The sequence below is a fragment of the Corallococcus caeni genome (assembly GCF_036245865.1).
GTDB classification, from domain to species: Bacteria; Myxococcota; Myxococcia; order Myxococcales; family Myxococcaceae; genus Corallococcus; species Corallococcus caeni.
Genome location: NZ_BTTW01000004.1, coordinates 175961 through 190407, shown reverse-complemented (window position 1 = coordinate 190407; position 14447 = coordinate 175961). Strand labels below are relative to the sequence as shown.

11 protein-coding genes are annotated in these 14447 nt (G+C 72.0%); 3 read left to right on the top strand and 8 right to left on the bottom strand.

Translation table 11 applies throughout. The features are described from left to right. The first annotated feature begins 68 nt into the window (after window positions 1–68). A complete protein-coding gene (locus AABA78_RS19075) occupies window positions 69–3989 on the top strand; it encodes a bifunctional serine/threonine-protein kinase/formylglycine-generating enzyme family protein (protein WP_338264455.1) in 3921 nt (1306 codons plus the stop codon). A gap of 7 nt (window positions 3990–3996) precedes the next feature. On the opposite strand, the gene AABA78_RS19070 is transcribed toward AABA78_RS19075, so the two are convergent. Both AABA78_RS19070 and AABA78_RS19065 read right to left on the bottom strand, forming a co-directional pair. Continuing rightward, entirely contained in the window at window positions 3997–4515 is a 519-nt protein-coding gene (locus AABA78_RS19070) for a GNAT family N-acetyltransferase (protein ID WP_338264454.1), read from the bottom strand. Between the two features lie 10 nt (window positions 4516–4525). After that, the gene (locus AABA78_RS19065; protein WP_338264452.1) at window positions 4526–5569 is read right to left on the bottom strand and encodes a hypothetical protein; all 1044 of its coding nucleotides are present in this window, start codon (window positions 5567–5569) and stop codon (window positions 4526–4528) included. Between the two features lie 171 nt (window positions 5570–5740). Here AABA78_RS19065 and AABA78_RS19060 point away from each other — a divergent pair, with 171 nt between their 5' ends. Then, a complete protein-coding gene (locus AABA78_RS19060; protein WP_338264449.1) occupies window positions 5741–6037 on the top strand; it encodes a hypothetical protein in 297 nt (98 codons plus the stop codon). A 39-nt stretch (window positions 6038–6076) separates the two neighbouring features. Here AABA78_RS19060 and AABA78_RS19055 read toward each other — a convergent pair whose 3' ends face one another. The 3 genes from AABA78_RS19055 to AABA78_RS19045 are packed head-to-tail and all read right to left on the bottom strand — an operon-like array spanning window position 6077 to window position 10116. Beyond that, window positions 6077–7552, bottom strand: coding sequence for a putative metal-binding motif-containing protein (locus tag AABA78_RS19055; RefSeq protein ID WP_338264447.1), 1476 nt, complete (start codon window positions 7550–7552; stop codon window positions 6077–6079). Between the two features lie 41 nt (window positions 7553–7593). Beyond that, window positions 7594–9159 carry a putative metal-binding motif-containing protein gene (locus tag AABA78_RS19050; protein WP_338264445.1) on the bottom strand — a complete coding sequence of 522 codons (1566 nt, stop codon included), beginning with the start codon at window positions 9157–9159 and terminating at the stop codon, window positions 7594–7596. A 30-nt stretch (window positions 9160–9189) separates the two neighbouring features. After that, entirely contained in the window at window positions 9190–10116 is a 927-nt protein-coding gene (locus AABA78_RS19045; RefSeq protein WP_338264444.1) for an RluA family pseudouridine synthase, read from the bottom strand. 99 nt (window positions 10117–10215) lie between these two features. On the opposite strand from AABA78_RS19045, the gene AABA78_RS19040 reads away from it, so the two are divergent. Further along, complete coding sequence (locus tag AABA78_RS19040; protein ID WP_338264443.1) at window positions 10216–11454, top strand: MFS transporter; 1239 nt, start codon at window positions 10216–10218, stop codon at window positions 11452–11454. A 4-nt stretch (window positions 11455–11458) separates the two neighbouring features. On the opposite strand, the gene AABA78_RS19035 is transcribed toward AABA78_RS19040, so the two are convergent. The 3 genes from AABA78_RS19035 to AABA78_RS19025 are packed head-to-tail and all read right to left on the bottom strand — an operon-like array spanning window position 11459 to window position 14164. Further along, complete coding sequence (locus AABA78_RS19035; protein WP_338264441.1) at window positions 11459–12535, bottom strand: M20/M25/M40 family metallo-hydrolase; 1077 nt, start codon at window positions 12533–12535, stop codon at window positions 11459–11461. Continuing rightward, window positions 12522–13391, bottom strand: coding sequence for a [LysW]-aminoadipate kinase (locus AABA78_RS19030; RefSeq protein ID WP_338264439.1), 870 nt, complete (start codon window positions 13389–13391; stop codon window positions 12522–12524). The genes AABA78_RS19035 and AABA78_RS19030 overlap by 14 nt, the downstream gene beginning before the upstream one ends. Beyond that, a complete protein-coding gene (locus AABA78_RS19025) occupies window positions 13388–14164 on the bottom strand; it encodes an SDR family NAD(P)-dependent oxidoreductase (protein ID WP_338264437.1) in 777 nt (258 codons plus the stop codon). The genes AABA78_RS19030 and AABA78_RS19025 overlap by 4 nt, the downstream gene beginning before the upstream one ends. Window positions 14165–14447 lie beyond the last annotated feature (283 nt).

The window sequence follows — 14447 nt, the reverse complement described above, 5'->3', positions numbered from 1 at the left end:
GGGAGGCCGTGTCCGCGGGTGTCATTGAACGCCGCGCGCCCCGTGGCTAGCGTGAAGGCCCGGCCCCCGTGATCGCGACCCCTTCCAGCTGCCTGACCGACGAGGTCCTGGTCCAGCTCCTCGAGGACCAGCTGACGGACGAGGCGCTGGCGCAGGTGCACCGCCACGCCGCCGGGTGCGCCGAGTGCCGGGGAATGCTGGCCACGCTCACGCCCGGCATCCAGCGCTCGGAGGTGGACGACCCTCGCGAGCGGGAGACGGACAGCCTGCCGCCGGAGCCGGTGCCCTGGACGCCGCCGCCCGCGTTCGATGCGTTCCGCCTGGAGCGCCCGCTGGGCCGGGGGGGCATGGGCATCGTCTACCTCGCGCACGACACCTCGCTGGACCGGCGCGTGGCGGTGAAGTTCATGGCGGCGGCGCGGCCGGATGAGCGCTTCCGCGACCTGTTCACCACGGAGGCCCGGGCGCTCGCGCGGCTGCAGCACGCGAACATCGTCAGCGTGTTCAGCGTGGGCGCGGTGGACGGCCATCCGTACATCGTCTCCGAGTACGTCGTCGGGGAGACGCTCGCGGAGCTGCCCCTGCCGGTGCCGTGGCGGCGGGTGCTGTCGCTGGGCGTGGGCCTGGCGCGGGGGCTCGCGGCGGCGCACCGCCAGGGCGTCCTCCACCGCGACCTCAAGCCCTCCAACGCGCTCGTCACGCGCGACGGCGAGGTGAAGCTGCTCGACTTCGGCCTCGCGGAGCGCTTCGAGGTGGGCGCGGAGCTGGCGTCCGGCTCGCCGCTGCTCGTGGGCACGCTGCCGTACATGGCGCCGGAGGTGATTGCCGGAGGTCCCGCGAGCGCCCGCAGCGACCTGTATGCGCTGGGCCTCATCCTCCACGAGCTGTGCACGGGCCAGGTGCCCCGCCGCGCCTCGCGCCGTCCGGAGGACACGCCGCCCCGCGCCGCGCTGGGCCCGGAGGTGGACCCGGACTTCGCCGCCATCATCCTGCGCTGCCTCGCGGTGGATCCGCACGAGCGCTTCGCCTCGGCGGAGGCGCTGAGCGAAGCGCTGGAGCAGCTGGAGCGCTCCATCGCGCCCGCGCCGCTCGGCGCCGGCAATCCCTATCGTGGACTGGCGCCGTTCGCGGCCGAGCACCGGTCGCTCTTCTTCGGGCGCGAGGGCGACATCCGCGCCGTGCTGGAGCGCCTGCGCACGCGCCCGCTGGTCCTCGTCGCGGGCGACTCCGGAACGGGCAAGTCCTCGCTGTGCCGCGCGGGGGTGCTGCCCCGGGTGGCGGCCGGAGACCTGGGAGACGGACGGGAGCCGAACGTCCTCACGCTGTGGCCCGGCCACCGCCCGCTCGAAGCGCTGGCGGCCGCGCTCGCGCCGGTGCTGGGACGAAGGGAAGCGGAGCTCGTCACCGCCCTCACGGACACGCCGGCCTGGCTGGGGCAGGCACTGCGCGAGGCGCATGCGCGCGGGCGGGGACTGCTGCTCTTCATTGATCAACTGGAGGAGCTGCTCACCCTCTCCGACCCGGGACAGGCCGCGCACTTCGCCTGGCTCCTGGGCGAGCTGGCCCTGCCCTCCCCGGGCGTGCACGTCCTGTTGGCGGTGCGCGGCGACTTCCTCACGCGCCTGTGCGCGCTCCCAGGCCTGGGGGACGAGGCGGAGCGGGCGCTCTACATCCTCCGGCCCCTGTCCCCCGACGGCGTGCGCGAGGCCATCATCGGCCCGGCCCGCGCGCGGGGCGTGGCCTTCGAGTCGCCGGAGCTGGTGCAGACGCTCGTCGCGTCCACGGCACATGGCGTGGGCAGCCTGCCGCTCCTCCAGTTCGCGCTCGCGGAGCTGTGGGAGCGCCGCGACTCCGCCGGGGGCCGCATCACGCGCGCGGCGCTGGAGGCGATGGGCGGCGTGGCCGGAGCGCTGTCCCGGCACGCGGACGGCGTGCTCGCGCGCATGAGCCCGGCGGAGCACGCGGCGGCGCGGCGGCTGCTGCTCCAGTTGGTGACGGCGGAGGGCACGCGCATCGAGCGTGGCGCGGAGGACCTCGCGGACGCCTCGGATGACACCTTCCGCGCGGCGCTGCGCGTGCTCGTCGAAGGGCGGCTGCTGCACACGCGCACGGTGAACGGCCTGCCGCGCTGGGAGATCGCCCACGAGTCGCTCATCCGCAGCTGGGGCACGCTGCGCGACTGGCTGGACGACGACATCGGGCACCGCGTGCTGCGCAAGCGCGTGGAGGCGGCCAGCGCGGAGTGGGACCGCCTGCGCCGCGCCAGCGAGGCCCTCTGGGGTCAGCGCCAGCTGGACGAAGTGCGGCTCCTGGAGCCCGCCACCCTGGGCTCCCGGGAGCAGGCCTTCCTGCGCGCGTCCCACCGGGCCGTGCGGCGCGCGCGCTGGGGACGGGGGCTCACCGCACTCGTGCTGGCGCTCGCCGTCCTCGCGTCCTACGGCGGCCTCAAGCTCCAGGCGTACCTGGAGGACGCGCGCTTCATCGCCGCGGAGCTGGGCACCGCGAAGGAGGCGCTGGCCTCGGGCCGCACCTTCGCCGCCCGGGCGCTCGCGAGCCGAGAGGAGGCGCTGGCGATGTTCGACGGCCGGGCGCCCTCCTCGCTGGGCCCGGAGACCGCGACGGACGCCACGGGGCTTCGCAGCGCCGCGGAGAAGCGGTGGACGGAGACGCTCGCGCTGCGCGACCAGGCGGAAGCGGCCTTCACCCGCGCCAGCCGGAGCCTGGAGCGCGGCCTGGACCGGGACCGCCACCACGCCGACACGCGCCGGCTCATCGCGGCGGTCCTGTCCGAGCGGGTGCTGCTGGCGGAGGTCTTCCACCAGCGCCATGAGCGCGACGCCTGGCTGCAACGCCTGGAGCAGGAGGTGGACGCCTCCAGGGAGGGCTCGGCATGGCTGCGGCGGTTCCACGAACCCGCGGAGCTGACATTCGAGAGCCTGCCGTCCGGAGCCCGCGTCTCCCTCTCGCGCGTCATCCGGAGCGATGGGCCGTTCCGCCGCGAGGCCCTGCCGGACACCGGCACCTCGTCGCGCTTCGTCCTGCCGGAAGGCTCCTATCTGGTCCACGTCACGCAGCCCGGGCGCGTGCCCGTGGACGTCCCGGTGTTCCTCACGCACGGCGCCCGGGAGGCGCTGCGCCTGACGCTCCCCACGCAGGTGCCGGAAGGCTACGTCTACATCCCGCCGGGGTGCTTCCTCCTGGGCAGCGCCGAGCCGGAGGTGGTGCGCCGTTTCACCTTCAGCCCGCCGATGCATCGCTACTGCCTCACCGGCGGCTACCTGGTGGGCCGCGACGAGGTGACCTTCGGCGACTGGCTGACCTACCTGGAGGACCTGCCCCCGGACGCGCCCGCGCGGAGGTTCCTGGAGCAGCCGCACTTCGGCGACGGAGGCACCATCACGCTGCGGTGGCGGCGGGGCACGGGCTGGATCTTCACCTTCCACCGCACCCGCGAGGAGTTCCGCACCGCGAAGGAAGGTGAACCCCTGCTCTACGCGGAGCGCACCCGGCACGCGAGCGTGGACTGGAAGCAGCTCCCGCTGTCCGGCGTGTCCGCGCAGGACCTGGAGGGCTACTTCTACTGGCTGCACCGGACGAAGCGGCTGCCGGGAGCGCGCCTGTGCGGCCAGCATGAATGGGAGTACGCGGCACGGGGCGCGGACGGGCGGCGCTATCCCCACGGCGACCAACTCCAGCCGGACGACGCCAACATCGACGCGACGTATGACCGCCGGCCGTTGGCGTTCGGTCCGGACGCGGTGGGGACGCATCCCGCGTCGGTGAGTCCCTTCGGCCTGCACGACATGGCGGGCAATGCCTACGAGCTCACGCGCTCCGTGACGCCGGAGTTTGGCAGCGTCGTGCTGCGGGGAGGCTCCTGGTATTACGACTCGTTCGTCGCGGCGAGCGCCGACCTGTCCCCCGGTGACGCGACCGCGCGGGACGTGCGCAGCGGCGTGCGCGTCTGTGCTTCATTCGACCCGCGGTGAGCCGCGTTCAGCCCGGCACGTACACGCGGTTCTGGATGCCGTCCTCGGTGACGTGGCGGTCCAGCCGCATCCCCAGCCGCTCCGCCACGCGGATGGACGCGACGTTGTTCGGGTGGATGATGGCCACCAGGGGCTCGTGCGGCAGGTGCCGGGCCGCGAGCCCCAGGGCAACCCGGGACGCCTCCGTCGCGAAGCCGGAGCCCCACGTCTGGGGCGCGAAGCGGTAGGCGAGGTTCAGCACGCGCTGTCCCTCCAGCTCCTTGTGGCGCAGGCCACTCAGGCCCACGACGACGCCGGGCGCGTCCAGCCGCTCCACCAGCCAGTAGCCCACGCCGTCGCGCGCCCAGTCCTCCAGCCAGACATCCAGGATGCGCCGCGCGTCCTCCCGCGTCGCCATGTAGCCGCGGCGGCTGAACTGGTTCGTCGTTGGATCCGAGTGGAGGGCGAAGACCGCCTCCAGGTCACCCTCACGGACGGCGCGCAGCAGCAGCCGTTCAGTGGTGTTGCGTTCAAAGTCCTGCTTCATGCCGCGCAGTCTACGTGAGCCAGGCCCACTCCAGGTCGTCCAGGCCGGGGAGCCCGCCGGCCCGCCGGCGCCGGGCGGTGATCTCCTCGCGCCACGTCTCCCGGCCTCCTGGAATCGGCCAGGCGCGCGACACGGTCCCCTTCGGACCGGGAGTGAAGTTGAGCACCAGCATGCGGTTGACGCGGTCGACGGTCTCCGGCGTCGCGCCGGCGCGCAACTGGAAGTCCGCGCTGAACAGGGCGCCCTCCTCGCGGACGGAACTCGCGGGACGCGGCGGGTCGATGAACGGCCACAAGCCCAGCAGTGGAGGCTCCACGCCTTCGACCAGCGCCGCGTGAAGCCGGTCGTGCCCATCCAGCACCAGCCACTTCGCCAGGATGTCCACGTACATCAGCAGCACGGGCGGCAACGTCCCGGCCCTCGCGTGCTTGCGCCAGCTCTTCACGCGCCCGGCCTCGGGGGATGAGGGCCCGCGCAGCCCGAGCACGGCGCCCGGCCGTTGTCCGGGTGCGTTCTCCCACCAGTCCTCCTTCCACACGCAGAGGTACTGCACCACGGCGGCCAGCGAGTGCGGTGGCATGGGGGGCTGGCCGAAGCCCCACTCCATGGGACTGACGGCGTGCCGCTCCGCCTTCTCCGCGGCAATGGCGCGCACGGGGCGCAGACACCAGTGCCCGGCGTGGAGCACCGGCAGCGGAGCCTCCACGAGCGCCCGCGCCACCCGCCAGTTCCACTGCTCCCACCAGGCCTCGGAGCCGGAGGCGGCCTCCACGGTCCGGACCTCGGGCGCGGACAGCCGGGGCAGGACCTCGGGAGGGGGCCGCGTGCCCCGGAGGAAGATGGCGCGGTCCCAGTACGCGTCGATGCGGGTCCACAGCAGCGTCAGGCCCCCGCCGCGCAGGCGGATGCGGTAGTCCGCGAAGGCATCCAGGTGCAGCGCGGGCCGTTGTGCCCAGCGGCCACTCGCGGGCACATGCAGCAGCAGCCCGGGGCCCGGGGTCTCCAGTCCCCAGCTCCGGGTGTCATCCGCGATGATGGAGACACCGGGGTGCATGCGCCGCGCTCCTCGTTGTTGCGCCCGACGTGAAGGGGCTCCTGGAGCGTACTCCGGGTGACGCCCCTCCCGCCGACCGCACGCCTGCCTTGCGGCCATGCAGGGACTGCCCGCTCCCCCCTGCCATCGCAGGACGGCCGCCCCCACCTTGAGGGCAGGAGGTGATGGGACATGGCGGACAGGATTCTCGAGAAGCAGCACGAGCACGAGCGAGAGCAGGAGCGCGAGCGGCTGCGCAAGCTGGAGCAGCAGGACCTGGAGGTGGAGTCGAAGCGCGGCGCCCGTCCCCTGGAGGGTTTCGCGGGAGGCCACACCACGTGGACCGGAGACCAGGACGACCAGGCCGCGGCCCGCGTGCACGCGGGTGACGCCGACGCCGCCCGGGAGGCCAGTGAGCGTCAGGCCCGGCTGGAGCCCGCCGAGCCCCAGTCCGAGGACGAAGACGACTCCGGACTCCGCCGCGAGTAGCGGTCCTCCGCGCGCGTCCATGTCCCAGAGCCGCCGTGCTCAGGGCGCGCAGTAGCGCAGCGACCGCAGCGTGTAGGACCGGGGATTGTCGGTGGCGTTCATCAGGAGCGCCCCCATCCAGGAGCCCGGCAGCTCATGCATCAACACCCACTCGCCCTGGCGATGCAGAGGCATGGGAAGAGCCCCGGGGGTCCAATCCGTCACGACGCCCGACGGGCTCCTGCCCCAGAGCCGTCCCTCGTAATTGAAGAACGTGTCCTGGCCCGGGACCGGTGCGTAGCGCATGGAGAGCCAGGCCACCTGGAGTCCGCGCGATGTCACCGTGGCACCAAGCCATGCGGACTGACTCGGCGTCGTGGGAGTCAACGTCTCCAGGCCACCATTGCTGAACAGGGCTCGCACCTGCTGGAGCAGCGGGTTCGCGCCTCCTACAGCGCGAAGGAGCAGCATCGGCTCGCCCGCGGGGCTTTCCGGCGTAGGGGGCGACAGCAGCAGCATGGGAGTGGACGCATACCCGGCAGTGAGGGTGCGCTCCTCTCCAAGCAGTGAGAGACTTGAGTCATAGCGTCTCAGCCGGATGCGCTCTTCGTCGGCCACGCCCGCGCCCTCCACGGCCAGCACGACGAAGCTTCCGTCCCCCAGGCTCAGGACCTTCGGGCCGAAGAGCGAAGCGCGCGCCTGCTCCGCCTGGAACAGGACCCGGGGTTCGGAGAGGACCTGGCCGTCCGCATCCACCATCATGCCCAGGAGTTCGCGGGCGTCACCGGTGGCGGGCGCGGAGGAAACCCAGGTCACCAGGCCATGACCTCCATCCAGGGAGAAGGCCATGCGGGCCGGTGCGTATTTCGCGGGCTGCTCGAAGATCAAGACTCCCGGCGGCTCGGTGAGCGGGGCTCCCTGCTCATCCAGAGGAAGCAGCCGACCCTGGGTGGAGTCATAGGTCGAACCCTGTATCGAGTAGAAGAGCGCGAGCCCACGCGAAGTGCGCACCAACTGTGCCGCCGTGGCGGGATCGATGCCTGTCGCAACCGGTACGACCGTCGTTCCGACAAGGGACAAGGCCGTGTCCAACCGAAGGAGCTGGAGCTGCCCGGGACGGTCGGAGACGACCACCAGGAAGCCTCCGTCCACCGGGACACTGTCCACCATGCTCGAATACGGAGCCCACTGCATCGGAGCGACGTCGGCCCACGTCGCCGGATCCGTCACCCCATCGCAGTCATTGTCCAAGCCGTCGCAGCGCGTCTCCGCCGCCTCGTAGTCCGCGCCGTACGAACGCGCCGTACAAACAGGCTCATAGGCGCCGTCCACCATGGCCCGCCTGGCTCCCGCGCAGACGCCCTGGGTCTTCTCGCAGGGCAGGGCCTGCGCCACGCCACTGTCGGGCGTCCCGGCATCGTCCGTGACACCGGCATCGTCCGTGACACCGGCATCCCCCTGCGCGCCGGCGTCCGGCACGGGCGTCGGCGGCATGGAAGAGGAATCACAGCCCGCGAGCACCAGAGCCAATGCCAACCATCCCCACGACTTCATCGGTGATTGCATGGTCTTTGGTATCAAGGGGCGCAGTAACGAAGTGAGTGGAAGGTGTAGGACGGAGGGTCGTCCGTGGCGGTCCTCAGGAGCGCTCCCATCCATTGGCCCGGCAGCTCATGCAGCCGCACTGCGGCGCCCTGAAGAGAGATGGACAGGGGCGTGGGGCCCGGAGTCCAATCCGTCATGACGCCAGACGGGCCCAAGCCCCAGAGCCGTCCCTTCCAGGAACTGAGGAGCGCCGCCGGGGGGATATCCGTGAAGGTCGTGGAGAGCCAGGCCAGTTGGAGCCCCCGGGAGGTCACCGTGGCGCCAAGCGCGGAGGACTGACTCCACGTCGTGGGCGTCAGCGTCTCCGACATCTCCGGTTCGAAGAGTGAGCGCAGCTGATGGATCCGGGGCGTGGGTCCATCCGCTTCGCGGTAGAGCAACATCGGCTCCCATCCGCCGCCATCGTCCCTTGGCGCCATCAGCAGCTCGGGAATGGCCATGTACGCCACGGGGAAGATTCGCTCTTCTCCCACGGGGCCCAGCTCGCGGTCCCAACGCCGCATCCGGAACCACGACTTTTCGCGCTCCCCACCATCCTCGTGAATCGTGACCAGGAAGCCCCCATCCTCAAGGCCCAGCACCGCGGGTGAGGAGAAATGGAAGGCGTCCGATTGGAACAACACCCGGGGCTCGGCCAGGACCGCTCCGTTCGCGTCGACGATCATGCCCCGCACCTCACGGTCATCGAGGATGTCCACGGTCCAGACCACGGCAATCCGCGCCCCATCCACGGATACAGCCACGCGCGCCGAGCCCCCCCAGCCCCCCCAATACCGGGCCTGCTCGAACAGAACGATGCCTTCGGGAGGGCCGAGCGGAACGCCCTGCTCATCCAGTTGCACGAGGTGTCCCTGAGCAAAGGCGCCCGACTGGAAATGATGCGCCGTGAAGTAGAGCGCCAGGCCGCGCGAGGTGCGCAGCAACTGGGCCTGAGAGAAGGGCGATGAAGATGCATCCAACGGGATGAGCGATGAGCTTCGCAGGGTCAGGGACTCGTCCAACTGGAGGACTTTGATGCCCTCCGAGCTGTCGACGTAGGTCATCAGGAAGCCCCCGGCCACGGGCAGGCTGTCCACTGAGTCATCGTCGGGAACGAACTTCGTCGGAGTGATGTCCGTCCACGTCGCTGGATCCGTCACCCCGTCACAGTCGTTGTCCAGGCCATCGCAAAGCGTCTCCGTGGCCTCGTAGTCCGCGCCATAGGAGCGCGCGGTGCACACGGGCTCATAGGCTCCGTCCACCATGGCCCGCTTGGCTCCGGCGCAGACGCCATGGGTCTTCTCACAGGGCGGGACTTCCGCCACGCCACTGTCGGGCGTCCCGGCGTCGTCCGTGACGCCGGCGTCCTCGTGCGTACCGGCATCCATCGTCGTGCCGGCATCCACCTGCGTGCCGGCATCCATCGTCGTGCCGGCATCCATCGTCGTGCCGGCATCCACCTGCGTGCCGGCATCCAGCTCCGGACCCGACGGGCTCGTCGAGGATCCGCAGCCCACAAGCCACAAGGCCAGCACCAACGACTTCATCTGCGATTGCATGTTCCCCTCTTCCCCAATGCCCAAACCCTATCACACGCTCAAACGCAGCACCGCCAGGCCGCGCAGGAAGTCCTCGGGCAGCGGCGACTCCACCTGGACGACCTGGCCTGTCGCGGAGGACGGCACCTCCAACCGCCACGCGTGCAGGGCCTGCCGTCCCACCGCGAGCGCCGCCGGGTGCTTGCGCGCCTCCTCCGTGCCGTAGAGCGAATCCCCCAGCACCGGGAACCCTGCCTCCGACAGCTGCACGCGGATTTGATGCGTGCGCCCCGTGTCCAGGTCGATGTCCAGCAGCGCCCCCTCCCGGAAGCGCTCGCGCACCGTGAACGTCAGCGCCGCGCGCCGGGCGGAGGGCACGCGGGTGGTGAAGCGGCGCGGATCCTTCGGGTCCCTCGCGTACGGCCCCTCCAGCCTCCCGGTGTCCGGCGGCCGCCCCAGCACCAGCGTCTGGTAGCGCTTGTCCACGCGCTTCTCCTGGAACGCCTTCAAGAGCGCCGCCACCGCGTCATCCGTCCGCGCCAATGCCAGACAGCCGCTCGTCTCGCGGTCCAACCGGTGCACCACGCCCGGCTGCGCCACGCCCTCCACGTCGAACGGCGGGCACCGCGCCGCGAGCAGCCCCACCACCGACGCCGCCCTCCCTTCCGGCTCCACCACCAACCCCGGTGGCTTGGCCACGATGACGAGCGCCGCGTCGTCGTACAGCACCGGCAGCTCCGGGCCTTCCACCGAGGCATGCGGCGACGGCCGGGGCTCGGGCGTCTCCAGCGTGAGTTCCTCGCCGCCCCACAGCTTGCGCGTCGCCTGCGCCTTCTTGCCCCGGATGCGCACCCGTCCCGCGTCCAGCAGCGCCCGGGCCCGCTCCGGCGTGAGGCCCGGGACGTGCTTCGTGAGGAACCGGTCCAACCGCTCGCCGGCAATCTCCCGGGGAACCACGAGAACCTTGTGCCGCGTCATGCCTTTCCCCGTCTCCCAAGGCAGGCAGGGAGTCAACCCCTGTGTAGGCGTGAACCCACCGAGCACGCGTCAGGGGTGCGCAGTAGAAAGGGGCCCTCCGTGGCCACCTCCCTGTTTTTCCGTTCGGGCTCTGCTCGGGCTCTGTCCCACCGCGACTTCACCCTGCTCTGGCTGGGCACGCTCGTGTCCAACATCGGCACGTGGATGGAGTCCGTCGCGCTGGGGGTCTACGTCACGCAGGTGACGGGCCAGGCCGCCTGGACGGGCGGCGTCGCGGCGCTGACGCACCTGCCCTCGCTGGTGCTCGCGCCCCTGGGTGGCGCGCTCGCGGACCGCTTCGACCGTCGCACCTTCATGGCCGTGTGCGTGTGCGTGCAGGCGCTCCTGGCCGCGTTGCTCACGGTGCTGGCTGGGACGGGGAACCTGTCCGTGCCGTGGGTGGCGGCCATCTCGCTGCTCAACGGCGCCTTCAGCACGCTGGTCATCCCCTGCGCCACGGCGCTCACCGTGGCCGTCGTGCCCAAGGAGGACCTGCACAACGCGCTCAGCCTGGACTCGGCGCAGTTCAACCTGGGCCGCATCATCGGCCCCGTGCTGGCCGCGCTCGTGCTGACGAAGGTGGGCATCGCCGGGGCGCTCTTCGTCAACACCCTGTCCTTCCTCGCCGTGCTGCTGGCGCTCGCGGGCATGCGCGGCGCGGCGGCGAGTGCCGTGCCTCCGAAGGTGGAGGCGCTGTGGGCCGGCATCATGCGGGGCGTGCACCTGGCGTGGACGGACCCGGGCATCGCGCTCGCGCTGGGCTCCGGGGCGCTGGTGGGCCTGCTCATCTCCCCCTTCGTGGGCCTGGTGCCGGTGTTCGCCCTGAAGGTGCTGGGCGGGGACGCGACCACCACGTCCATGCTGCTCACCGCGCAGGGGACGGGCGCGGTCATCGCGGCGTTCGGCTCCGGTGCCCTCGCCGCGCGGATGGGACGGCGGGCCTTCCTGGAGACCGCGCTGCTGCTCGTGGGGCTGTGCTCCGCCGCCTACTGGCTGTCCCCCACGCTGCCGGTCGCCCTGGTGACGCTGTTCATCCTGGGCGCCGTGTACCTCGTCGCCTTCACCGGCCTGAAGACGGTGTGCCAGGCGCGCACGCCTCCTGAGCTCCAGGCCCGCGTGAGCAGCCTGTTCCTGCTGCTGGTGAACGCGGGCTACATCCTGGGCGTCTGGGGCCAGGGCGCGCTGTCGGACCGGGTGGGAGTGCGGCCCATCACCGCGGGCTGCGCCCTGCTCTTCTTCGGCATCGTGGTGGGGATGCGGACCCTGCGCTCCCGGGGCCTGGCCGCGCTGGGCACCTGAGCGCTCAGCTCCCCGGGGGTGCCTTCACCGGCAGGAGCGCCAGCACGCGCGCGAGGATGGCGACGCCCTCCTCGTACTCCGGCAGGTCGATGTGCTCGTTCGGCGTGTGGTCCAGCGCCGCGTCGCCGGGGCCGTAGGCCACCGTGGGCACGCTCCACGCGGAGGCCACGGTGTTCCAGTCGGACGTGCCCGTCTTCAGGCGCAGCGTGGGTTTCACGCCGCGCTCGCGGATGGCCTGCTTGAAGACGCGGGAGAGCGCGTCGTTGCCGTTCGTGGACACCGCGTCCTTGCGCGCCACGGTGCGCACCGTCACGGTGGGCACGGTGGCCAGCGCCGCGAGCAGGGCCCCGGTGTCCGTGGACGGGCCGGTGCGGATGCTCACCGCGGCCGTGGCCCACTCCTCCGTCTCCGTGGCGCCGGTGTGGAAGGCGTTGAGGGAGGGCAGGTTCTGCTCGAAAAGGGACGGCCGCTCGCGGTTCCAGTCGTCACACAGCCGCTTGAGCGCGTTCCACGCGTCGATGACGTGCTCGGCGGCGGCGCGGTAGTCGCGGCTCGCGGTGTGGCGGCGGCTGGCGCGGTGCTCCAGGTCCAGGCGCAACAGCCCCTTGTAGCCGATGGTCACCGCGTGCGCGCCGCTGGGCTCGCCGTTGATGACGAAGTCCGGGGCGTACTGCTCGCGCACGTGCAGGGCGCCGCGCGTGATGGCGACCTCCTCCTCCACGCAGCCCAGCAGCAGGAACTGCTTGCCGGCGCGCTCCGCGTCGTCCAGCAGCTCCACGGCTTCGATGAACGCGCACAGGGGGCCCTTGGCGTCCACCGCGCCCCGGCCGTAGAGCTTCTGGCCCTCCAGCCGGACGGGCACCTCCCCGGGCACGGTGTCGATGTGGCCCAGGAACGCGATGACGGTGTCCCCGTCCCCGTAGCGAGCGACGGCGTTGCCCACGGCGTCGGTGTGCGCCCGCCAGCCGCGCGCGCCCAGTCGCTCCACCAGCGCCGCGGAGAAGGAGGCTTCCTGGTGGCTGGGGCTGTACTGCTCCACCATCCACCGCAACAAGTCGACGCCCGGCTCACGCGCCCGCATCCGCCCCGCCTTTGTCCCGAAGGGTGAACTTCGTGCCGCCCGCCTCCTCCAGCGCGGAGAACACTGGCCGCGCCACGCGCGACGCGCTCACGTACGCGGCAGGGACTCCGCCCTCCAGCGCCCGGCGCACGGCCTCCAGCTTGTAACGCATGCGTCCCCCCGCGAGCGGCATGCAGCCCTCCACGTCGTCGCTCGCACGCACCAGCGTCGCGGGGTCCTTCGGATCCGCGAGCAGCCCCGGCACGTTGGAGAGGATGATCAGGGCCCTGGCGCCCAGCGCCGCCGCGATGGACGACGCCACGTGGTCCGCGTCCACGTTCACGAGCACGCCGTCCTCCGTCACCGCCGGAGGACACACGACGGGCACGTAGCCGCTGTCCAGGAGCGTCCCCAGGAGCGCCGCGTTCACCCCGGAGACCTCACCGGCCAGGTGTTCGCGGTCGATGCGCATCCGCCCGTCGGAGCCCTGCAGCTTGAGCGGCGGGCGCCTGCGCGCGGTGAGCACGCGGCCGTCCGCGCCGCACAGCCCCAGCGCGGTGACGCCCTTCGCGAGCAGCGCCAGCACCACGGCCTTGTTCACCTCACCCACCCAAGCCATGGTGAGCGCGCGCAGCGTGGGCGCGTAGGTGAGGCGCACGACGTTGCCGTTCGCGGTGGTCGCCTCCGGGCGCTCCATGCCCAGCGAACCCAGGAGCCGCTCACCGGCCTCCGAGCCACCGTTGACGACGACGACGCGCTCGCCCTGGCGGACGAGCTCCACCACGTCCGCGCAGACGTTCTCCAGGTCCACACCCGCCGCGCCGCCAATCTTCACGACGACGGGGCGACGGGCGGGGGCGGCGGGGTTCGCGCTCATCCGATGACGCTCGCGCCGCCGTCCACGAGCTGCACGGTGCCGGTGATGAAGGACGCGCGTTCACTGGCGAGGAACACCGCCGCAGCGGCGAACTCCTCGGGAAGGCCCACGCGCTTGAGCGGGATGTGGGCGCCCATGGCGCGAAGCCCCGCCTCCACGTCGCCCGCGTTGCCGGCGGTGCGCTCCACGGGCGGCGTGCGCATGTAGCCCGGCGCCAGCACGTTGACGGTGATGCCGCTGTCGCCCAGCTCCTGCACCAGGGCGGCGGAGAAGCCGATGATGCCCAGGCGGGCGAAGCCGGACAGCGCGAAGCGGGCCACCGGCCGGACCACCGTCTCCGAGGTGATGAACAGCACGCGTCCCCAGCCGGCCTTCTTGAGGTGGGGCAGCGCCGCGAGCGCCAGGGAGATGGGCGGCAGGAGCACCGCGTCCGCCGCGCTCCGGTACGCGTCCACGCCGAAGGTGGAGGCCGGGCCCGGAGGCGGGCCACCGCTATTGGTGACGACGACGTGCAGTGCGCCCAGCCTGGTCGCCACGTCGTCCACCCAGCGGCGCACGTCCGCGTCGTCCTTCACGTCCACGCGCGTCGCCATCACGCGGCCACCGCGGGCCACGGCCTTGAGCCGCGCTTCGGCCTGGGCCAGCCGGTCCGAGTCCCGGGCGCCGATGGCGACATGCGCGCCTTCCTTCGCCAGCTCCTCCGCGACGGCGAGCCCCAGCCCGCTGGAGCCGCCAGCGACGAGCGCGACCTTGTTGGCGAGTCCCAGTTCCATCCGCATCCCTCCAGAAGTTGGCGCCAACCGCGCCCGAGTGAAGCCACCGCCCATCACCGAACCGCGTACTCACGAGTCGCGGAGCTCAAGCCCGGACCCGCCTGACATCCGCTCCGCTGACCATCCCCACGCGCCGGACCCCGCCCGGTGCGGTCCCAACCTGTCCGACCGACATCCGCCACCTGGATGAAACGGCAGCCTCCCGCCGCAGTGCGGCAAAACCTGTCCGACGGCCCAAAAGGCTTCCACTGCTCGACCGGGCCGACGGCCTTCCGGCGCGGTC

What these genes read in the sequence shown, in the direction of transcription:
- AABA78_RS19070 (WP_338264454.1), bottom strand. Translation starts at nt 4,515, where the DNA reads ATGAAGCAGGACTTTGAACGCAACACCACTGAACGGCTGCTGCTGCGC.
- AABA78_RS19065 (WP_338264452.1), bottom strand. Translation starts at nt 5,569, where the DNA reads ATGCACCCCGGTGTCTCCATCATCGCGGATGACACCCGGAGCTGGGGA.
- AABA78_RS19060 (WP_338264449.1), top strand. Translation starts at nt 5,741, where the DNA reads ATGGCGGACAGGATTCTCGAGAAGCAGCACGAGCACGAGCGAGAGCAG.
- AABA78_RS19050 (WP_338264445.1), bottom strand. Translation starts at nt 9,159, where the DNA reads ATGCAATCGCAGATGAAGTCGTTGGTGCTGGCCTTGTGGCTTGTGGGC.
- AABA78_RS19045 (WP_338264444.1), bottom strand. Translation starts at nt 10,116, where the DNA reads ATGACGCGGCACAAGGTTCTCGTGGTTCCCCGGGAGATTGCCGGCGAG.
- AABA78_RS19035 (WP_338264441.1), bottom strand. Translation starts at nt 12,535, where the DNA reads ATGCGGGCGCGTGAGCCGGGCGTCGACTTGTTGCGGTGGATGGTGGAG.
- AABA78_RS19030 (WP_338264439.1), bottom strand. Translation starts at nt 13,391, where the DNA reads ATGAGCGCGAACCCCGCCGCCCCCGCCCGTCGCCCCGTCGTCGTGAAG.
- AABA78_RS19025 (WP_338264437.1), bottom strand. Translation starts at nt 14,164, where the DNA reads ATGGAACTGGGACTCGCCAACAAGGTCGCGCTCGTCGCTGGCGGCTCC.